The sequence below is a fragment of the Actinocrinis sp. genome (assembly GCF_035653575.1).
Lineage (GTDB): Bacteria > Actinomycetota > Actinomycetes > Streptomycetales > Catenulisporaceae > Actinocrinis.
On record NZ_DASRBQ010000026.1, the window covers coordinates 1 to 19,700 of the forward strand.

The 19,700-nt window shown below is 70.2% G+C and carries 21 protein-coding genes; 10 read left to right on the forward strand and 11 right to left on the reverse strand.

The genetic code is table 11. The annotated features are described in order from the left end of the window. The first annotated feature begins 57 nt into the window (after positions 1–57). On the forward strand, positions 58–423 hold the full coding sequence (locus VFA06_RS04305) for a YciI family protein (RefSeq protein WP_324839063.1): 366 nt from the start codon (positions 58–60) through the stop codon (positions 421–423). A gap of 564 nt (positions 424–987) precedes the next feature. Next, positions 988–1,182, forward strand: a complete 195-nt coding sequence (locus VFA06_RS04310) for a hypothetical protein (protein ID WP_324839064.1) — start codon at positions 988–990, stop codon at positions 1,180–1,182. Between the two features lie 109 nt (positions 1,183–1,291). On the opposite strand, the gene VFA06_RS04315 is transcribed toward VFA06_RS04310, so the two are convergent. Both VFA06_RS04315 and erpA read right to left on the reverse strand, forming a co-directional pair. Next, on the reverse strand, positions 1,292–1,996 hold the full coding sequence (locus VFA06_RS04315; protein ID WP_324839065.1) for a maleylpyruvate isomerase N-terminal domain-containing protein: 705 nt from the start codon (positions 1,994–1,996) through the stop codon (positions 1,292–1,294). A gap of 160 nt (positions 1,997–2,156) precedes the next feature. Beyond that, on the reverse strand, positions 2,157–2,513 hold the full coding sequence (gene erpA / locus VFA06_RS04320) for an iron-sulfur cluster insertion protein ErpA (protein ID WP_324839066.1): 357 nt from the start codon (positions 2,511–2,513) through the stop codon (positions 2,157–2,159). A 229-nt stretch (positions 2,514–2,742) separates the two neighbouring features. Between erpA and nadA the strand changes: the two genes are divergently transcribed. Then, positions 2,743–3,945: a quinolinate synthase NadA gene (nadA, locus tag VFA06_RS04325; RefSeq protein WP_324839067.1), complete on the forward strand. Its 1,203-nt coding sequence runs from the start codon at positions 2,743–2,745 to the stop codon at positions 3,943–3,945. Between the two features lie 88 nt (positions 3,946–4,033). On the opposite strand, the gene VFA06_RS04330 is transcribed toward nadA, so the two are convergent. From VFA06_RS04330 to VFA06_RS04350, 5 genes are all read right to left on the reverse strand, one after another. Next, entirely contained in the window at positions 4,034–5,125 is a 1,092-nt protein-coding gene (locus VFA06_RS04330) for an endonuclease/exonuclease/phosphatase family protein (protein WP_324839068.1), read from the reverse strand. A 247-nt stretch (positions 5,126–5,372) separates the two neighbouring features. Continuing rightward, a complete protein-coding gene (gene pspAB, locus VFA06_RS04335; RefSeq protein WP_324839069.1) occupies positions 5,373–5,942 on the reverse strand; it encodes a PspA-associated protein PspAB in 570 nt (189 codons plus the stop codon). Between the two features lie 57 nt (positions 5,943–5,999). Beyond that, a complete protein-coding gene (htpX, locus tag VFA06_RS04340; protein ID WP_324839070.1) occupies positions 6,000–6,920 on the reverse strand; it encodes a zinc metalloprotease HtpX in 921 nt (306 codons plus the stop codon). Between the two features lie 219 nt (positions 6,921–7,139). After that, on the reverse strand, positions 7,140–7,418 hold the full coding sequence (gene pspAA / locus VFA06_RS04345; protein ID WP_324839071.1) for a PspA-associated protein PspAA: 279 nt from the start codon (positions 7,416–7,418) through the stop codon (positions 7,140–7,142). Beyond that, positions 7,415–8,221, reverse strand: a complete 807-nt coding sequence (locus VFA06_RS04350; protein WP_324839072.1) for a PspA/IM30 family protein — start codon at positions 8,219–8,221, stop codon at positions 7,415–7,417. Before VFA06_RS04350 ends, pspAA begins: the two co-directional genes overlap by 4 nt. Before the next feature lie 269 nt (positions 8,222–8,490). Here VFA06_RS04350 and VFA06_RS04355 point away from each other — a divergent pair, with 269 nt between their 5' ends. Further along, entirely contained in the window at positions 8,491–9,072 is a 582-nt protein-coding gene (locus VFA06_RS04355) for a DUF3043 domain-containing protein (RefSeq protein WP_324839073.1), read from the forward strand. 135 nt (positions 9,073–9,207) lie between these two features. Continuing rightward, on the forward strand, positions 9,208–10,203 hold the full coding sequence (locus VFA06_RS04360; RefSeq protein WP_324839074.1) for an aldo/keto reductase family protein: 996 nt from the start codon (positions 9,208–9,210) through the stop codon (positions 10,201–10,203). A gap of 34 nt (positions 10,204–10,237) precedes the next feature. Here the strand turns inward: VFA06_RS04360 and VFA06_RS04365 are convergent, their stop codons facing one another. Next, complete coding sequence (locus VFA06_RS04365) at positions 10,238–10,462, reverse strand: hypothetical protein (RefSeq protein ID WP_324839075.1); 225 nt, start codon at positions 10,460–10,462, stop codon at positions 10,238–10,240. Positions 10,463–10,491: 29 nt separating this feature from the next. Between VFA06_RS04365 and cobU the strand changes: the two genes are divergently transcribed. The 3 genes from cobU to VFA06_RS04380 all read left to right on the forward strand — a co-directional run bounded on the left by cobU (position 10,492) and on the right by VFA06_RS04380 (position 13,235). Then, the gene (gene cobU, locus VFA06_RS04370) at positions 10,492–11,088 is read left to right on the forward strand and encodes a bifunctional adenosylcobinamide kinase/adenosylcobinamide-phosphate guanylyltransferase (RefSeq protein ID WP_324839076.1); all 597 of its coding nucleotides are present in this window, start codon (positions 10,492–10,494) and stop codon (positions 11,086–11,088) included. Positions 11,089–11,142: 54 nt separating this feature from the next. Further along, positions 11,143–12,237, forward strand: coding sequence for a nicotinate-nucleotide--dimethylbenzimidazole phosphoribosyltransferase (locus VFA06_RS04375; RefSeq protein ID WP_324839077.1), 1,095 nt, complete (start codon positions 11,143–11,145; stop codon positions 12,235–12,237). Between the two features lie 266 nt (positions 12,238–12,503). Beyond that, the gene (locus VFA06_RS04380; protein WP_414639823.1) at positions 12,504–13,235 is read left to right on the forward strand and encodes an adenosylcobinamide-GDP ribazoletransferase; all 732 of its coding nucleotides are present in this window, start codon (positions 12,504–12,506) and stop codon (positions 13,233–13,235) included. Between the two features lie 20 nt (positions 13,236–13,255). Here VFA06_RS04380 and VFA06_RS04385 read toward each other — a convergent pair whose 3' ends face one another. Further along, positions 13,256–14,422: a hypothetical protein gene (locus VFA06_RS04385; protein ID WP_324839079.1), complete on the reverse strand. Its 1,167-nt coding sequence runs from the start codon at positions 14,420–14,422 to the stop codon at positions 13,256–13,258. A gap of 216 nt (positions 14,423–14,638) precedes the next feature. Further along, on the reverse strand, positions 14,639–15,772 hold the full coding sequence (gcvT, locus tag VFA06_RS04390) for a glycine cleavage system aminomethyltransferase GcvT (RefSeq protein ID WP_324839080.1): 1,134 nt from the start codon (positions 15,770–15,772) through the stop codon (positions 14,639–14,641). A 150-nt stretch (positions 15,773–15,922) separates the two neighbouring features. Here gcvT and VFA06_RS04395 point away from each other — a divergent pair, with 150 nt between their 5' ends. After that, positions 15,923–17,449, forward strand: coding sequence for a leucyl aminopeptidase (locus VFA06_RS04395; protein ID WP_324839081.1), 1,527 nt, complete (start codon positions 15,923–15,925; stop codon positions 17,447–17,449). Between the two features lie 108 nt (positions 17,450–17,557). Here the strand turns inward: VFA06_RS04395 and VFA06_RS04400 are convergent, their stop codons facing one another. Further along, positions 17,558–17,899, reverse strand: a complete 342-nt coding sequence (locus tag VFA06_RS04400) for a hypothetical protein (RefSeq protein ID WP_324839082.1) — start codon at positions 17,897–17,899, stop codon at positions 17,558–17,560. Between the two features lie 359 nt (positions 17,900–18,258). On the opposite strand from VFA06_RS04400, the gene lpdA reads away from it, so the two are divergent. Then, positions 18,259–19,659 carry a dihydrolipoyl dehydrogenase gene (lpdA, locus tag VFA06_RS04405; protein WP_324839083.1) on the forward strand — a complete coding sequence of 467 codons (1,401 nt, stop codon included), beginning with the start codon at positions 18,259–18,261 and terminating at the stop codon, positions 19,657–19,659. The last annotated feature ends 41 nt before the right edge of the window (positions 19,660–19,700 follow it).

Sequence of the window (19,700 nt, forward strand, 5' to 3'; positions counted from 1 at the left end):
GCTCGTTCGTCGTATTGGAGAGTTGGCCGCACAAGGCTGCCGAGCGAAGGAGGAGAGATGGCCGAGTACCTCATCGCGTTCAACGACGAGTGGGTGCCCGACTACACGGACGAGGAGCTGCGCGAGAAGGGCCAGGCCGTGCGGGCGCTGATCGCGGAGATGAAAGCTGCCGGGGTGTTCATCTTCACGGGCGGCTTGGATGATGCCGCGCCGGTTTTCAGCGTCGATGCATCGAGCGGTACGCCGCTGGTTACGGACGGCCCGTTCGCCGAGACCAAGGAGCACCTCGGCGGCTTCGCGGTAGTGGATGTCGCCGACGAGCAGGAGGCGCGGTTCTGGGCGGGAAAGATCGCGCTCGCCTGCGGTTGGCCGCAGGAAGTGCGGCGTTTCCGGGTCCGGATGGACCAGCAGGAGACTTCTTAACTGAGCGGCGCATAGACCTGTGCCCGTGTCTGTGGCGAAGCGGCGGACTTAGGCAGAATGCTGTTATCGGGCATGTAGGCCTGGTCGACGCTGGCTGGCGGCGTCGAGGGCGCCAGCGCGAAGGGGCGTGGATCGATGAAGTGGCCGACGTTCCGCTCCGGCGCCGACCAGCGACCCGAGACGGGTGAGGCGAGCCACATGGAAGAGGGGAAGCGGGCTGAACGGGCGAAGCTGAAAGCGGAGCGCCGGCGGCGCGCAGGAGCGCTGCGGCCGGGGTTCCGGCCGGTGGGGCGCGGCTCCGCCGAGACGCGAGGGATCGGGTTCTGGAGGGGATGACTCGGGTGCATAAGCGAACGATTGCCCGTGCGCCGGGCGGGGGCTGAGCGTAGAAGCAGCGTTCTTCTCATCGTTCGCGAGCGGAGATAGCCGGGCTCTGTGATGCCTCCAGAGGGTTCGGGACGGGTTATGCGCGCCGAACGTCCTGCATATCGGCGCCTTCCGAACCTAGCGGCCGTGGATCGCGGGATGCACGGTCGCAGTGAGGGTTGGGGGAGGTGAGCCTGAATGTTGGCGAGCGGCGGTGGGCTGGTCACCGAGGCGGTGCTGCGGATCGGCAACATCACGTTGCATGAGTCGGCGGCATACGCGGCGATCCTGGGCGTGCTGGCGGTAGCGCTCGGGTTTGTGTCCAAGTACGCGGCCCGGCGCACGGAGCGCGAGGCATGGCGCATGGTGCGCCGACTGTTCGGTCGGCACTAGCGACGGCGGCACGGCGAGCCCGATGGATGACGTGATCCAGCGGGTGCGGGAAGGTCGTAGCGAACCGAGGCGACGCTTCGGCGGCTGAGGTTCGTCACGCCCTGCGGCGTCAGCTGAACAGCGGAAATCTGTCAGCCAATTGGCCTAGTCGATCGCGCTCTGCTGGGGTCAGCGGCGCGCGGCCGGTTCCCTTGCGCGCGTAGGTCGCGTCGTCCCAGTCGATCGGCACCGGCTGGCCGAGTAGACCATCGAGCGTTCGGCGGACCTCCGCCAAGCCGCTTGGCGCCGGCATCAGTTCCTCCGCGCCTGGACCGCCACACAGCGACGCGGCTAGGTCGAGGTGATGGATCGTCGCCTCTACCGCAAGTGTGCTGAGCAGGTCGCCTGCCTTGAGGACGTGCCCTTGGGTGGCGATCAGTTCGTCCGGCTCGGCCTTGGCCGCGGCGTGCACTGCTGCTTCGGCGGTCTCGACGTAGAGGTCCCGTAGCTGCTCCGCGTGCAGGAACATGCTTGCCACGACGCGGACGTAGCGCCTGCCTGCGGCCGCGCCGACGCCGCTCGGGTCCGGCTGCCAATCGGACCAGTAGGTGACCGCGTCTCGGTCAGGCTCGCCGTCGGCCGGCGTGTGAAGCGCTACCAAGCCGCGCTGCGCGTCAGACAGGCAGTGGAAGACCAGATCGCGCACGGCCCAGCCCAGGCAGTCGGTAGGGAGCCATGACCGCTCGTCGGTCATCGTCGCGACGGCTGCGGCAAGTTGGTGATAAGCGTCCCGCACCACCTGGGCCGGCTGGCTCGACCCGCCTTCGGCACTCATGAAGTGACTCTCTGCCCGGCCGGGGCGGGAGACTCGCGCGTGAGATAGATCACATACAGCGGCGGCCGGCGGAGTGTGAGTTCTCCGTCGGCCGCCGCTGTAGTACGGCTCAGGCCGCTCGCCGGGTGCGCGGCGGCCGGATCGCTGGTGTTGCTGGTTGTTAGTTGAAGCTCTCGCCGCAGGCGCAGGAGCCGGTGGCATTCGGGTTGTCGATCGTGAAGCCCTGCTTCTCGATCGTGTCCACGAAGTCCACGGTGGCGCCGACCAGGTACGGGGCGCTCATCCGGTCGGTCACGACCTTGACGCCGCCGAACTCGTTGACCACGTCGCCGTCCAGCGCGCGGTCGTCGAAGTAGAGCTGGTACCGCAGGCCGGAGCAGCCACCCGGCTGGACCTGGACGCGCAGCGAGAGGTCATCGCGCCCTTCCTGGTCGAGCAGATTCTTGACCTTGCTCGCGGCGGCCTCAGTCAGGATGATGCCGTCCTGCTTGGTGGTGATGTCTACCTCAACCGTCATGCTGTCTGCCTGCCTTCAAAGTCCGCGGTCAATCGGCTCGCAGGGTCAACGCGACCACCCGGGCCGGATATTCCAATGCCCCGCGTGCCGTCTCCCCACTCCCCCTCCATGGTCGCACAGTCCGCGGTCGGCGGCGCCGTCCCTCGCCAGCCCTGGGGTAGGATAGTTAGCGTCAGATCGACGATAAAGGCGCCGCCGGACCGGTCGCGCCGAGCCTGTGGGAGGCGCCGTGACCGTCACCACCGAGACCAAGGGGGACTTCGCCGAGCCCTCGGCGACCCCGCTGGCGCTGCTGCTGCTCGGCCGGGCCGCCGACCCGCGCAGCGAGCGCGGCGTCGAGTGCCCCGGCGACCTGCCCGCGCCGAGCGACCCGGATCTGGTGCGGCGGGCGGCCGAGGCGAAGGCCAAGCTCGGCGACCGGGTCTTCGTGCTCGGGCACCACTATCAGCGCGACGAGGTGGTGCAGTTCGCGGACGTGACCGGCGACTCGTTCAAGCTGGCCAGGGACGCCGCGGCGCGCCCGCAGGCGGAGTTCGTAGTTTTCTGCGGCGTGCATTTCATGGCCGAGTCGGCGGACATCCTCACCTCCTCGGACCAGCAGGTGGTGCTTCCGGACCTGGCCGCGGGCTGCTCGATGGCGGACATGGCGACGGCGGAGCAGGTGGAGCAGTGCTGGGACACGCTCGCGGACCTGGCGGCGCGGGACGGACGCGATGTCGAGCGCGTGGTCCCGGTGTCGTACATGAACTCCTCCGCGGACATCAAGGCGTTCACCGGGAGGCACGGCGGCACGATCTGCACCTCCTCCAACGCCGAGCGCGCGCTGCGCTGGGCCTTCGAGCAGGGCGAGCAGGTGCTGTTCCTGCCCGACCAGCACCTCGGCCGTAACACCGCCATCCGGGCCCTCGGTCTGTCGCAGGACGACTGCGTGCTCTACAACCCCTACAAGCCGAACGGCGGCCTGACGGATGATCAGCTGCGTAACGCGAAGATGATCCTCTGGCGCGGGCACTGCTCGGTACACGGTCGGTTCACCGCCGAGTGCGTGGACGAGGTGCGCGAGCGGATACCCGGGGTCAACGTCTTGGTGCACCCGGAGTGCCGCTACGAGGTCGTGGAGAAGGCGGACTACGTCGGCTCGACCGAGTACATCATCAAGACGCTGGAAGCGGCCGAGCCGGGCTCGTCCTGGGCGGTCGGCACCGAGCTGAACCTGGTGCGTCGCCTGGCGAACAAGCACACCGACAAGCAGATCGTCTTCCTGGACAAGTCGGTGTGCTACTGCTCCACGATGAACCGCATCGATCTGCCGCACCTAGTCTGGACGCTCGAGTCGCTGGTGGCCGGCAAGGTGGTCAACCGGATCACGGTCGACCCGGAGACGGCGCGCTACTCGCGGCTGGCGTTGGAGCAGATGCTGGCGCTGCCGTAGTAGCGGCCGGGGGCCGGGCGTTAACGGCTCAGCTTCAGAGCGATAGCCGACTACGGCGAACCGCTGGCCGGAGCTGTAACCAGCGCTGTCAGAGGTGCAGGTCGATTTCGATCGGCAGGTGGGACTTGCCTCCCGACAGAGCGGGCAGGACCACCGAGCGCACCGGGGTGCCGCCGCGCAGCAGCAGGTCGTCGAGGCGGACGACCGGGAACTCGGCGGGCCAGGTGAAGCCGAAGCCGCGGCCCGCCGCAGCCTGAGCCGAGGTCAGCCCGAGGCCGGAGCTCAGATCCGAGAAACGGCGGTCGGTCTGCGCGACGTTGATGTCGCCGACTATGGCCAGCTTCGGCGCCTTGTCGGCCGACACGGTCTTCACCAGTCGCGCCACCGCCTCGTCGCGCACCTTCGCAAAGCCCTGGTCGCCCAGGACCGGCTGCGGGATGTGCACCACGTACAGCACCAGGGCGCCCTCAGGCGTTGTCACGGTGACACGGAGTGCGCCGACGACGACGTGCGGGACTGCCGCGACCAGGCTCGGGTTGCCGTCCGAGGCGGCCGTGGTGGTGGCCAGGTCGACCGCCTTGGCGTCCGCGATCGGGTAGCGGCTCCAGACCCCGAACTCGTACTGCGTGACGTGGTAGCCGTAAGCCGCGCTGAGGTTCTGCGTCGCCGAGGAGGCCGCCAGCGAGGGCGGCAGGTGCTGCAGCGCCACGATGTCGGCGTGCTGACTCGGGGCCAGCTGGCTCACGCCGCCGAGCTCGACGCTGGAGGCGTTGACGTCCTCGCTGACCACGCGCAGGTTCGACGGGATCGGGTCGCCGCGCGGGAACAGCTCCGGTCCGTAGCCGCCGAGCCAGACCGCCGTGGCGACCAGGGTGGCGAAGACCGCGCGCAGCGAACGGGCCGCGAGTGCGGCGATCAGCAGCAGTGCGGTGGGCACCGCGAGCCAGGGCAGCCAGGTCTCCAGCAGCGACACCAGCCCGGCGCTGTCCGGCAGGAAGCGATGGCCGATGAGGAAGGCCACGACGGCCCAGCCGAGCACCGCGACCGCGGTGCCTATCTGCCGCCGCGCCGACGGCCAGGGACGGCGTTCCTCCTCGACGGGCTCGGACGGCGGCGGAGCAGGGGGCTCCACGCCGTACGGGAGCGTCGGTTCGTAGCCGTAGACGTCGCTGGGATCCACACCGCCCTCGCCGCTGCGCTGGCTTGGGAGAGCGCGCTGACTCGGGAAAACGGAAGTCCCGTTCTCTACACCGCCGGTTGCCCGATGCGGCTCGACCGACACTGCGTTTCCCTCCGCTGCTCGCCGAAGACCGGCACGAGCGTAGCGGCTGGGCGCCGTGCGGTGGCAAGCACGCGACGGCAATCGTGGCAGAGGTGTGACGTGGTGACGGACCTGTGACGTCGCCCTTCGCCGGTGCCAGCCGGTCTTAGAAGCCCGGGGCGCCCCACAGCGCCATCCACCGGGTCAGGTCCTTCTCCAGCGGCAGGTCGGCGCCGATCTCGGTCTTGACCTGGAGTTCGAGCACGTTGTCGCGGTGCGGCTCACGCTGCGGCGCGAACGGGTAGAACGTGCCCTTCTTGTACAGGTAGACCAGTGCGAGCTTGCGGCCCTGCGGGTCCTCGAAATAGATCAGGCTGCACAGCAGGTACGGGCCGAAGCCGTTGTCCTGCAAGGAGGAGTTCACCGCGTGCACGTCGGTGACCAGGTCGGAGAGCTGGTCCGGCTCGCGGTGCACCAGCAGCCAGCTGAAGCCGTACTTGTCCTTGGACGCCTCGACCTTGGGGCCGTCAAAGCCCTCGATCAGCTGCTCGACGTCCGACTCCACCTGGGCGAACGCGCCGCCCTCTGCCTTGCGGTAGCAGACCGCGCCGAAGCCGGTGGGCTTGAAGCCGATCGAGACCTCCAGCGTGAGCGCGGCGTTGGGCACCGCGAACAGGTGGTCCAGATTGGGCTGCACCGGCTTGGTGCGGCCGAGCAGCGTGTCGAGGAATCCCATGTGGGCGGGCCCCTTGTGAGAGAGAGGTGGACGGCTCGGGCGCTCGAGGCGGCGGGGTCAGCGGCCGAGCTGCCGGGAGATCTTGGCCAGCTGCTCAATCCGCTTCTCGGTGGTCGGGTGCGAGGAGAACAGCGTCTTCGCGGTCTCCCGGTTGAACGCCGGGGTGAAGTAGAAGGCGTTGAACGGCTCGGCCTGGCGCAGGTCCTGGGTCGGGATCTTGGCCACGTCCCCGGTGATCTTCTGCAGCGCGGAGGCCAGGGCCGAGGGGTTGCCGGTCAGCAGCGCGCCGGCCCGGTCGGCGGCCAGCTCGCGGTAGCGGGAGAGGGCCATGGTCAGCAGGAACGAGATCGCGTAGGTGACCATCGAGACCAGCAGGATGATCAGCTGGATCGGCACGCCGCCGTCCCGGTCGTCGCGCCGGTCGCCGCCGAGGCCGAACCAGAACGCCATCCGCGCCACCAGGCCGGCCAGGATGCCGAGGAACGAGGCGATCGTGATGACCAGCACGTCGCGGTGCGCGACGTGGGAGAGCTCGTGCGCGAGTACGCCCTCGAACTCCTGCTCGGTGAGCCGGCCGGTGCGCCACTGGTCGTAGAGGCCGGTGGTCACGCAGATGACCGCGTTGTTCGGGTTGCGCCCGGTCGCGAAGGCGTTCGGCATCGGGGTCTCGGCTACGGCGACCCGCGGCTTGGGCATGTCCGCCATCGCGCACAGCCGGTCCACGACGCCGTGCAGCTCGGGGAACTGCTCCGGGCTGACCTCGCGGGCGCCCATCGCGAAGGCCGCGATCTTGTCCGAGAAGAAGAACTGCGCGAACAGGATGACGCCGGCGATGATCAAGACCACCGGCAGGCTGCGCGCGGGCACGAAAGCGATGAGGGCCGCGATGAACGCCACGGCCAGCGCGCCGATGAGGAACATGACGAAGACCATGCGGGAGGTCAGTCCCCGGTCTGGCGCGAACCTCGTCCTGGCCACGGGTGTTGCCGTCCTTCCGAAACCGTCCGTGCTGGTGGTGAACCAACCGTTGCTAGGAACCAGCACGGTTCGGTCGACCGAGCCGGTTCAGCCTGCTTATCCCGCACAACGGCCTGTCGGGCGGGGAAGTTCCCCGCCCGGACCACACCGAGGACGGCATGCGAGTGCGCGGACGCCGCGCGCCTGCTGCGCCGCGCAAGCGCATCGCGCGGGAGGCGGTCAGCCTGGGATCAGGCCGTCGCTGGAGAGCAGGTCGCGTACTTCGTCGAGCGAGGAGTCCGCGCTGGGCAGGATGAAGTCGCTCGGCTTGATCTCCTCGACCGGCAGCGGCTCGCCGAGTTCGCGCACCCGGGCGAGCAGCGCGTCCATGGCGGAGCGGAACTTGGCCTCCTCGCCGTCGCGGACCGCGGCCATCAGCTCGTCATCGAGCTTGTTCAGCTCGTCGAGGGCGCTTTGCTGCAGGGTCAGCTGGCCCTCGCCGAGGATGCGGACGATCACTTGGAGTCGCCCTCCTTGACCTCTTCCGCGTCCTGGATCGCGCCCGGCTTGGCCACGCCGGAGGCGCCGGCCTCAAGCTGCTTGGTCGAGCCGCCGGCCAGTTCGAGCTTCATCCGCTCCAGCTCGCTGTCCACTCCGGTGCCGCTGGAGAGCCGGTTGAGCTCGGCGTCGATGTCGTCGCCGGTGGTCAGCTGGGCCAGCGGGTCGTCCAGCGCCCCGGTGGCGGTCAGCTCGGTCATCGCGTCGGCGCGGGCCTGCAGCTGCGCGGTCTTGTCCTGCGCGCGCTGTATGGCCATGCCGACGTCGCCCATCTCCTCCGAGATGCCGGTGAGCGTCTCGGCGATCCGGGTCTGCGCCTGGGCCGCGGTGTAGTTGGCCTTGATGGTCTCCTTCTGCGTACGGAAGGCGTCCACCTTGGCCTGCGCGTTCTTCACCGCCCTGGTCAGGTTCTCCTCCTGCTTGACCAGGTTCTCGTGCTGCGGGGTGAGCGAGGCGATCTGCTGCTGCACCTCCGCGCGGCGGGTGAGGGCATCGCGGGCCAGGTCCTCGCGGCCCATCTCCAGCGCCCTGCGGGCCTGCTGCTCGCGCTTGTCCGAGTCCTGCTGAACCTGCTTGATCTGCAGCTCGATCCGCTTGCGCGCCGTGGCGACGTCCGCGAGCGAGCGGCGCAGCTGGGTCATGTTCTCCAGCTGCTTCTGGTACGCGTAGTCCAGCGTCTCGCGCGGATCTTCATACTTGTCCAGGGCCTTGTTCGCCTTGGACTTGAAGATCAAGGACATGCGCTTCATGACTCCGTCGGCCATGGGCCCTCCAGGTCCCCCTTCAGCGGCGCCGTGCGGCGGCTCTTGTGGTCAGTGCCCACGATAGTTCTTTGCGTCGGCGCTGGGCCAACCAAACGCACCGCAGTACCAACCAAACCGCCCTAGTGAAACAGCGATTGGACGCGAGAGGGTCTTCGGCACGGCGTATCCATCCCGGCGCCGCGATACGCCGCCGTAGGCGCGGGTTATGTGCCAGGCCGTGGACCGTTTACGCTTCCCTCGTGTTCCGACGACGTTCCGACGACCAGGCCGTGGCCGACGCCACGCCCGAAGGCTCCGCGCCCGAATCGCTGACCGCCGAGCAGCGCTACGACCGGTCCAAGGACCGGCCCACGCCGACCAGACGCGAGGCCGAGGCCGCTCGCAAGGCGCGGCTCGGGCGGATGCCGGCGGATCCGAAGGAGCGGCGGCGCGCGGAGCGTTCCGCCCGCAACGAGGCCTACCAGCGGCAGCGGGCGGCGCTGCGGAGCGGCGACGCGAAGAATTTCCCGGCGCGGGACCAGGGCCCGGCGCGCGCGTTCATCCGCGACTACGTGGACGGCCGGCTCCGCATGCTGGAGTTCCTGATGCCGATCGTCGTCGTGGCCTGGTTCACGCTGATCCTGCGCAGCGCCTCGATCTACATCTACGCCTCGTTCGCGATGGAACTCGTGGTCGTCGTCGGGATCATCCTGGGCATCTGGCTGAACATCCGGGTGAAGCGCGAGGTGAGGGCGCGCTTCGGCGAGGAGCACGTGCGTGGCTCGGGCTTCTACGCGTTCTCGCGTGCTGCGATGCCGCGTTTCCTGCGCCAGCCGCGCCCGACGGTGACCTTTACGGGTAAGGCCAAGTAGGACGGCGTAACGCGTCGCAGCCGGCGAACACCGGCATACGCCGAGGCAGATCGCTTCGCGGCGTCCGGCGGCGAGCGGAGTCATTGCGCGACGTCGTTGTGCGATCCCCGTCGAAGCGGGGATAGGTTTGAGCCTATGGAGTTCCGACACCTAGGCCGCAGCGGCCTTGTCATCAGCGAAATCGCGTACGGCAACTGGATCACCCACGGCAACCAGGTGGAGGCGGAGGCGGCGCAGGCCTGCGTGCACGCCGCGCTCGACGCCGGGATCACCACCTTCGACACGGCGGACGTCTACGCGGGCACCAAGGCCGAGACGGTGCTCGGCGACGCACTCAAGGGCCAGCGTCGCGAGAGCCTCGAGATCTTCACCAAGGTCTTCTGGCCGACCGGGCCCGGGCGCAACGACCGCGGCCTGTCCCGCAAGCACATCCTGGAGTCGATCAACGGTTCGCTGCGTCGGCTCCAGACCGACTATGTCGACCTGTACCAGGCACACCGGTACGACTATTCGACGCCCATCGAGGAAACCATGCAGGCCTTCGCCGACGTGGTGCGCTCGGGTAAGGCGCTGTACATCGGCGTGTCCGAATGGAAGGCCTCGGAGATCCGGGCGGCGGCTGACCTGGCGAAGCAGCTCGGCGTCTCGCTGATCTCCTCGCAGCCGCAGTACAGCATGTTGTGGCGGGTCATCGAGGCCGAAGTCGTGCCGACCTGTGAAGAGCTCGGACTCGGCCAGATCGTCTGGTCGCCGATCGCGCAGGGCGTGCTGACCGGCAAGTACCTTCCCGGCCAGGCCCCGCCCGAGGGTTCGCGGGCGACCGACGCCGTGGGCGGCAACTTCGTGCGCGACCTGCTCGACGACGAGGTGCTCACGCGGGTGCAGCAGCTCAAGCCGCTGGCGCAGGAGGCCGGCCTGACGCTGGCTCAGCTCGCGGTGGCCTGGGTGCTGCAGAACCGGAACGTCTCCGCGGCGATCATCGGAGCGTCCCGGCCCGAGCAGGTTCAGGAGAACGTCAAGGCGTCCGGCGTGAAGCTGGACGAGGGTCTGCTCAAGCGGATCGACGAGATCCTTGACCCGGTGGTGCGGCGCGATCCGAAGCTGACGGTGTCCCCGGCCAAGCGGCCGTAGCACCCCGCCGGCTCGCCGCCGCGGCGGCGAAGGTTCACGCGGGCGGCGACTCCTGGAGGGACATGGGGCCGTACACCACGACCCCGTCCTCCAGGAGGGTGACCTGCTCGACCTCGGCGGCCAACAACTCGGGCCAGTTCTCGCCGATCCAGCTCTCCGCGTCGCCCTGGGTCGAGAAGGCGGCGTGCTCGCCCTCGACCGGGACGATCGGCTCAACCTCTGTACCCGAAGCGTTCTCGTACCGCCATGTGAAAGCCATGGCCCATACCTTAGCTAGGCGGCGAGCGGATGCATTCCCGGACACCGGCATGGCGCGCCCTTGTGCTCGGCGGGGCGAGATCGGGCAAGTCGGCATTCGCCGAGCGGCTGCTCGTTGACGACGAGGAAGTGCTGTATGCCGCGACGGCCCCGCGTTACGACGGCGACCCCGAGTGGGCCGAGCGGATTGCGCGGCATCAGGCGACGCGGCCGCCGACGTGGCAGACGGCGGAGCTCGGGGAGGCGCCTGCGCGGCTCGCTGAGTTGCTCCGGACGGCCGATCGAACGGTTCTGGTGGATTCGCTGACACTCTGGCTTACCGCAGCGATGGACTCGGTGGGCGCTTGGGACGACGAGGCGTGGCATGAGGGCACGCCTCGTACGGCACTAGGTCGCCTGGTGTCCGAGCTCGTTGATGCGTACTCGAATTCGGCGCGTTCGGTAGTCCTGGTCAGCGACGAAGTGGGACTGAGCGTGGTCCCGGAAGCGGCCGGTACGCGCCGGTTCCGGGACGAGCTCGGCCGGCTGAACCAGGCGATCGCCTCGGTCGCGGACGAGGTCACGCTGGTCGTGGCCGGGATTCCGGTGCGGCTGAAGGCGTGGGCGCGGGACGCACGGCAGCGGTGACAAGCCCTCGCCCGCGGGCGAACGGCGTGGGCGACGTATTAGGCTCGCGGGACGATGGACACGACAGAGCTGGAGAAGTTCGCCGAGGGTGTGCTGCGGCCGGACGATGCCGCGCGCGCGGCGGCCCGGGACCGCTGGGCCGAGACGGTGGCGCTGCCGCCGCGCTCCTTCGGGCGGATCGAGACGTTGGCGCAGTGGCTCGCGGCGGTCCAGGGCGCGTGCCCGCCCCGCCCGCTGGAGCGCGCCAGGGTGGTGTTGTTCGCCGGCGATCACGGCATCGCGCAGCACGGCGTGAGCGCGTATCCGCCGCAAGCCACGGCGGCCATGGTGCGCCGAATCGTGCAGGGCGGCGGGCCGGTGCAGGCGCTCGCCCGGACGCATCAGGCGTCGGTGCAGGTCATCGACGTGTCTGTGGACTGGGACGCCGCCGCGTACGCCGACCTGCCGACCGAGGTGACCGCCGGGCGGATCCGGCGCGGCACCGGGCGCATCGACCAGGAGCCGGCCTGCACGCGGGAGGAGGCCGCCGCCGCCTTCCGGGTCGGCATCGCGGTCGCCGACGCCGAGATCGACTCGGGGGCGGACCTGCTCATGCCCTCGCTGATCGGAGTCGGCCACTCGACCCCGGCCGGCGTGCTCATCGGCGTGCTGACCGGCGCGGACGCGGCGGTGGTGACCGGGCGCGGCAGCGGGATCGACGACCGCGCGTGGGTGCGCAAGTGCGCGGCGGTGCGTGACGCGATGCGCGCGGCGCGGCCGGTGATCGCCGACCAGATCGAGCTGCTGGCGACGGTGGCGGGCCCGGACTTCGCGGCGCTGACCGGCTTCCTGATGCAGGCGGCGATCCGCAAGACCCCGGTGCTCTTGGACGGGCTCGGCAGCGTGGCCTGCGCGGTGCTCGCGCAGCGCATCGCGTTCCGGGCGCCCGACTGGATGCTGGCCGCGCACCTGTCCCCGGAGCCGGCGTATCAGAAGGCGATCGACCGGCTGGGACTTGAGCCGCTGCTTGACTTCAAGGTGCGTGCGGACGGCGGTTGCGCGGCGCTGCTGGCGCTGCCGCTGCTGCGGTCGGCGGTGACGATCCTCGCGGAAACCGGTTCGTACGCGGAGGAAGGCCTGCCCGAACCGCTGATGCGTTCGCGACTTTGACGAGGCGATAAGCAGTGAGTATGAGTGCTGATGCGGGCCGGGACGGGGGGATAGCGGAAGCGAGCTCGGGCGCCGCCGGGCCGGCCAAGGGGCCGGGAGCGCAGGCTGCCGGCGCGGTGCCCACGAGCCCCAACGTAGGTGCGAACCCTGCGTCCGAGCACTCTGCCGGGCATGGCGGCGGGGGCGCGACGCACGCGGCCCCGACTCAGGCTCACCCGAGCCGTTCCGGTCGGATCTCCGGCGGACTGCGGCTCGCCATCAGCACTCTGACCATTTGGCGGGCCGGGGCGCCGCGGGCCGACGCTGCCGTGGTGAGCGTCGCGATGACCGCGGCTCCCGTGGTCGGCCTCGGCCTCGGCGCGGTCGCGGCGGGTACCGCGCAGCTCGCCGACTGGCTGACCGGCTCGCCGCTGATCGCGGCGGTCATCGGGGTGGCCGCGCTGGCGGCGCAGACCCGCGCGCTGCATCTGGACGGCCTCGCGGACACGGCGGACGGCCTGGGTTCGAACAAACCGGCCGAGCAGGCGCTCGCGCTGATGAAGCGTTCCGATATCGGCGCCTTCGGCGTGGTGGCGCTGGTCCTGGTGCTCGGGGTGCAGATCAGCGCTCTGGCGGCGGCCTTCGCGATCCACCGCGGCCCGGTAGCGCTGATCGTCGCGGCGGTGGCCGGGCGGCTCGGCGTGACGGCGGGGTGCACGCAGCCCATTCCGTCGGCGCGGCCGGGCGGGCTGGGCTCGTGGGTCGCCGGGTCCGTCCGGGTGCGGGTGGCGGTGGCCGCCGGGGTGGTCGCCGCGATCGTCTGCGGCGCGCTCGGGCTGATCGTCGATCCGCAGACCGCCGCGCTCGCGGCCGCCGCGGTTCCACTCGCTCTGGCCGCGGCGCTGGCTCTGCTCGCACGCTGCATCGACCGGCTCGGCGGCATCACGGGTGACGTGCTCGGAGCGATGGTCGAAACGGGCGCGGCGGTCGCGATTCTGGTGCTGGCCGTGCGCTTTTAGGGTGCTTCCTGGGCTTCCGGTTACCTCGACGAGGAGAGGCCGAGCAGGACCAAGGCCAGGCCGAAGGCGAGCAAGAAAGCGATCAGGGGTATGAGATAGCGGGTGTATCCCGGCCCGAGATGGCCGCCGGCCGCGTGGCTGCCCGAACCGCGGGCGCTGGGATTGCCCGACCACAGCTCCACCAGCTGCGCGCGGGCCTGCCGCATCACGTCGGCGGAGGCGGTCAGACGCTGCCTGCTGCGGCGCACCCGCGGGGCTCCGGCATGCCAGCCGCGGATCGTCCAGCGGTGGTCGGTGTAGCCGGTGGGCCGGAATTCCAGGAAGCGGCGGCGCGAGGAGCGGTGGTCCCTGGTCGCGATCGCCAGCCGTTCCCGGCCGCGGCCGTCCCAGCCCGCGTCGAAGCTGTCCGCGGCGACTGCCTCCAGTGCGCGGGACAGTTGCGCTGCGGTGCGCGCGAGCAGCTGCTCCGCGCCGGCGTCCGCCGGGACCGCCCCGGCGCCGGCTTCGACGAGGGCGTCGTAGAGCCGCGCGGCCACGCCCTCCAGCTCGCCGTGCGCGAAATAGCCGGACCGCGCGCCGCGCTCGGGCATCCGGCGCCCGGGGGTCAGGCAGGTGACCAGCAGGTCGGCGACCATTTCCAGGTCGGTGGCCATGGCCGTGACCGGGTCCGACTCGTCGGGACGGGCCACGAGCCCGACGTCCACGAGCACGCAGTTGCCGTTCGGCTCGACGATGACGTGGTCGGCGTCCGGCGATCGGTGCGCGACACCGCGCGCGTGCAAGGCGTCGAGGGCGGCGAGCACATCGGAGATGACGACCGACGCGGTCTGCACGTCAAGGCCGCGCGGCAGCTGCGCGAGGACCTTCGAGAGGCGTACCCCGGTCACGTGCCGGCAGACCGTCGCGACGATCTGGCCGGCCGCGTCGACCACGTAGCTGAGCGGCGGCGCCAGGCGCGGATCGGTCAAGCCCGCCATCGCCGCGCTCTCGGCCGGATAGCCGTACTGGAAGCCCGGGTCCAGGGTCAGCCCCGCGTCGAGGCAACGCATGACGGACAGGATTCCGAGTTCGTCGCGCAGCACGACGAGACCGCCCGCGTTGGTCGCGGCGGCGCCGACGAGCGGGCTCAGCCCCGCTCCGGCGTCCACCGTCTCGGCCACTCCGTGGGTCGCCGTTGTCGTGGCCACTCGCACCTCCCGCAATCAAAGCGTTCCGTCGAACGCCGAAAAGCACCGCCAGCATCACCAGGAAGTCAGCGTCTGTCTAGTGTCAGGCACACGTTCACTCGATCGGGTGAGGTATGTCGGAATTGATACATCCGCGGTGACGCATCACGGGCGGCCGTGAATCAGATCTCGGCTAAGACCCGGCGGTGTGCCGGTATTGCGATCCGGAATTAAGACTCACCGGGTGGACGGCGTGACGAACGGCGGCTTGGTGACGGTGAAAGCCGCGCGCCGACCGCGCACATCGAGGAAGACCGTGTCCCCCTCGGCCGTGGCCGGCGGCAGCAGAGCGAGCGCGATGCCGATTTTGAGCGAGGGCGAGAACGTGCCGCTGGTCACCTCGCCGATGACGGCGCCCTGATCATCGAGCACGTCCATGTGCGGACGCGGGATGGCCCGATCGACCTGCCGCAGCCCCCAGAGCAGCCGGCGCGGCCCGGCCGCCTTCTCGGCCAGCAGCGGCTCGCGGCCCCAGAACGCGTCCTTCTTCCAGCCGACCGCCCAGCCGGCCCGCGCCTGCACCGGGGTGATGTCGAGCGAGAGGTCCTGGCCGTGCAGCGGATATCCCATTTCGGTGCGCAGCGTGTCGCGGGCGCCGAGGCCGCAGGGCTTGATGTCGAAGGGTTCGCCGGCGCGCAGGATGGCGCCCCACAGCTCGTCCGCGTCCTGCCAGCGGCACACGAGTTCGTATCCGTGCTCACCGGTGTAACCGGTGCGGCAGACTGTCAGGGGTTTACCGTTCCAGGCGGCGGTGTCGAAGGCCATGTAGTCGTGGTCCGCCGGCAGCCCGAGCGTCTTGATCAGGTCGGCGGAACGCGGCCCCTGCACGGCCAGCACCGCGAATTCGGAGTGCTGATTCGTCACCGTGATGCCGTCCGGGGCGGCCGCGGTCAGGCGCCGCACGACCTCGGTGGTGTTGGCCGCGTTCGGGATGAGGAAGATCTCCTCCGGCGACTTCACGTACGCGATCAGGTCGTCCACCACGCCGCCGGTCGCCTCGTCGCAGGCGAGGGTGTACTGCGCCCGGCCGGGGCCGATCCGGCGCAGGTCGTTGGCCAGCGTCGCGTTGACGAAGTCGAACGCGGTCAGGCCGCTGCCGTCGGTCGCCCGGCCGGCCACCGTGGCCTTGCCGAGGTGGCTGACGTCGAAGACGCCGACCCCGGTGCGCACCGCGGTGTGCTCGCCGACGACGCCGGAGTACTCGATCGGCATCTCCCAGCCGCCGAAGTCGGCCATCTTCGCGCCGAGGGCGACGTGCCGGGCGTGCAACGGCGAGGTGAGCAGGGGTTGCGAGGGCGGCGTCTGTGACATGCCGCCGAGCCTACCGTCCAGTATTCGGGACGGCCCCTCCCCGCGCCCCGCCGGCGCGGGAAAACCCCACACTCCGCAGGCGCCCGGCACGCCGCCCCGAGCGTGCGGTTACGATGCCGCCAACTCCCCGACCTCAGGACAGGACAAGACGTGACCAGGATCTCACTGCAACCCGGCCCGGTGGCCGGGGTCGAAGCCGACGCGCTCGTCATCGGCGTCTACCAGGGCGAGGACGGCGTGGTGCTCGCACCCGGCGCCGAGCCGGTGGACGAGGCGTTCGGCGGCCGGCTCGCGCAGATCCTGAAGGCGCTGGGGGCGACCGGGGCCGCGGAGGAGGTGACCCGGGTTCCGGCGAACGGCTCGCTGGCCGCCCCGGTCGTGGTGGGTCTCGGGCTCGGCTCGACCGGCGACGGCGAGGTGGTCGGCGTGACGGGTCTGGAGGACCTGCGCCGCGCGGCCGGGTCCGCACTGCGCTCGCTGGCCGGGTTCGGCAAGGTCGCGCTGGTGACGCCGGTGGCGGGCGCCGAGGTCGTGGAGGCCACCGCGCTGGGCGCGGCGCTTGCGGCCTATTCCTACGACGGGTACAAGACCGGCGACCCGGCCGACCGCAAGGGCCCGGTGCAGGAGGTCGTGCTCGTCACCACCGGGGATCCCAATGCCGACGCGCTCGCGGCCGGCAAGCGCGCGCAGGTGGTGGCCGATGCGGTGAAGGCCGCGCGCGACCTGATCAACACACCGCCCTCGCACCTCTTCCCACAGGCGTTCGCGGACGCGATCACCTCGGCGGTCGACTCGGCCGAGATCGACGAGCTCACGATCGAAGTCCTCGACGAGGCGGCGCTGCGCGACGGCGGCTACGGCGGCCTGATCGGCGTCGGGCAGGGCTCGAGCCGGCCGCCCCGGCTGGTGAAGGTGAGCTATGCGCACCCTGACGCGCAGCGCTGCCTGGCCTTCGTCGGGAAGGGCATCACCTTCGACACCGGCGGCATCTCGCTCAAGCCGTCCAACGCCATGGAAACCATGAAGTGCGACATGTCGGGGGCGGCCGCGGTCGTGCAGGCGGTGATCGCGATCGCGCAGCTGGGCCTGCCGGTGAAGGCGACTGCGTGGGCGGCGCTGGCCGAGAACATGCCGGGCGGGAACGCGATCCGGCCGTCCGACGTGCTGCGCATGTACGGCGGAAAGACCGTGGAGGTGCTCAACACGGACGCCGAGGGCCGGCTGGTGCTCGCGGACGCGATCGTGCGCGCGGGCGAGGAGCAGCCGGACGCGATCGTGGACGTCGCGACGCTCACCGGTGCGCAGGTGCTGGCGCTCGGCCACCGCACCGGTGCGGTGATGGCCAACGACGAGGAGTTCCGCACCCAGGTCGAGTCGGCGGCCGAGCGGGCCGGCGAGGACATCTGGCCGATGCCGCTGCCCGCGCACCTGCGCAAGACGATGGACTCGGACGTGGCCGACATCGCGAACATGGGCGACCGCATGGGCGGCATGCTCGTGGCGGGCATCTTCCTCAAGGAGTTCGTCCCCGAAGGCATGCCGTGGGCGCACCTGGACATCGCCGGCCCGGCTTACAACACCGTCGCGCCGTTCGGGTACACCCCCAAGGGCGGCACGGGCTATGCGGTACGGACCCTGGTTCAGCTCGCCCAGGACGCGGCCGACGGACTGTTGTAACGCACTCGGGGCCCAGTAGGGCCCCGCAGAACCAGCGACGAACCAGTAGGCCCCGTAGAAAACTGACTGAATTTCAGCGGATGCGGGCTCGGCTCGGGCGGGAGCGCGTCACGGCTCCCGCTTGGCCTTTGCCTCCGCCGCGATCCGCGCGCTCCAGTCGCGCATCCGCTGCGGATAGCCGACCACCATCGCGTCATACGCGGGAATCCCCAGGCGGTGAGCGAGCTGATGAGCGGCCTGCGGACCCGGGACCCGGCGCCGGGTCCACTCGCCGTTCGCCGCAACCAGCACCACTGTGGTTTCGGTCACAGCCGTGCGCGGCTCGACGAAAGCCTCTACCCCGCCGCGCGAACGGGCGAATCGGGTCAGGTGCGCCTCGTCCTCACGCAGATCGCGACCGTACGTGGCGCCGCCACCTGCGGACCTTCCCCTGCGGCTGAACAACGCCACCTTTCATCACCTCGTTGAGTTCGGCCGGCCGCGACCGGATTGCGGACGAGCGCGTTCGCTCTACTACCAGGTAGACGCAGCACGCCCCTCAACGGTGGCCACGCCGGTCGGCCATGCGCAACCGCGCCCTCCCGGACCGCACTAAGCTGGCGCCGTACCACCAACCAACCATCCCGGCCGGCCCGCAACCCGGCTCGCCGGGGCGGCGGTCGCCGAGAGGCCCCCCACCTGCGCGGGTGGCAGGATGCTTGTCAGTGTGCCATCCCGGAGCGTCCCGGCGATCCGGAATCAGGCCATCCGGCTGCGTACGGCGGGCTCGGACGGTTGAGCGCACACGCGAAGACGCGAGGAGACGACAAGTGGCTGACGCCGGGAATGTATTCGACGTAGTGATCCTCGGCGGCGGGTCCGGCGGGTACGCCTGCGCCTTCCGCGCCGCCGACCTGGGCCTGAACGTGGCCCTGATCGAGAAGGCCGAAGTGGGCGGCACCTGTCTGCACCGCGGCTGCATCCCCACCAAGGCACTGCTGCACGCGGCAGAGGTCGCCGATCTGGCCCGCGAGGGCGCCTCCTTCGGCGTGCAGAGCCAGCTCAACGGCATCGACATGGCCGGGGTCAACAGCTACAAGGACGGCGTGGTCGGCCAGCTGTACAAGGGCCTGCAGGGCATCGTGAAGGCCCGCAAGATCACCTTCGTGGCCGGCGAGGGCGTGCTGAGCGCGCCCAATCAGGTGACTGTGAACGGCGAGACGTACACCGGCCGCAACGTGGTCCTCGCGACCGGTTCCGTGCCCAAGTCGCTGCCCGGGCTGAACATCGACGGCGACCGCATCATCAGCAGCGACCACGCGCTCAAGCTGGACCGCCTCCCGGCTTCGGTGGTCGTGCTCGGCGGCGGCGTGATCGGCTGCGAATTCGCCTCGGTCTGGAAGTCCTTCGGCGCCGAGGTCGCCATCATCGAGGCGCTGCCGCACCTGGTGCCGCTCGAGGACGAGAACAACTCGAAGCTGCTCGAGCGCGCGTTCCGCCGCCGCGGCATCAAGTTCGAGCTGGGCAACCGGTTCTCCGGCGTCGAGTACACGGAGACCGGTGTGCGGGTCTCGACGGAGAACGGCAAGAGCTTCGAGGCCGAGCTGCTGCTGGTCGCGGTCGGCCGCGGCCCGGTGTCCGCGAACCTGGGCTTCGAGCAGGCCGGCGTCGTCGTGGACCGCGGCTACGTGAAGGTCAACGAGTTCTGCCAGACCTCCGCCCCCGGCGTGTACGCGGTCGGCGACCTGATCCCGACCCTCCAGCTCGCGCACGTCGGCTTCGCCGAGGGCATCCTGGTCGCCGAGCACATCGCCGGGCAGAACCCGCGCCCGATCGACTACGACGGCGTGCCGCGGGTGACGTACTCGCAGCCCGAGGTCGCGTCCTGCGGTATCTCCGAGGCCATCGCCAAGGAGCGGTACGGCGCGGACCACGTGAAGACCTTCAACTACAACCTCGCGGGCAACGGCAAGAGCAAGATCCTTAAGACCCAGGGCGAGGTCAAGCTGGTGCAGATCACCGGGGTCGCGGGCGAGGACGACCGGGTGGTCGGCGTGCACATCGTCGCGGACCGGGCCGGCGAGCTGGTGGCCGAGGCGCAGCTGATCTACAACTGGGACGCCACGCCGGGCGACGTCGCGCAGTTCGTGCACGCGCACCCGACGCAGGGCGAGGCGCTGGGCGAGGCGCACATGGCCCTGGCCGGCAAGCCGCTGCACGTACACGACTGAGAGTCCCCTTCCCACGGACCCGAGAACGTAGGTAGTCAGGA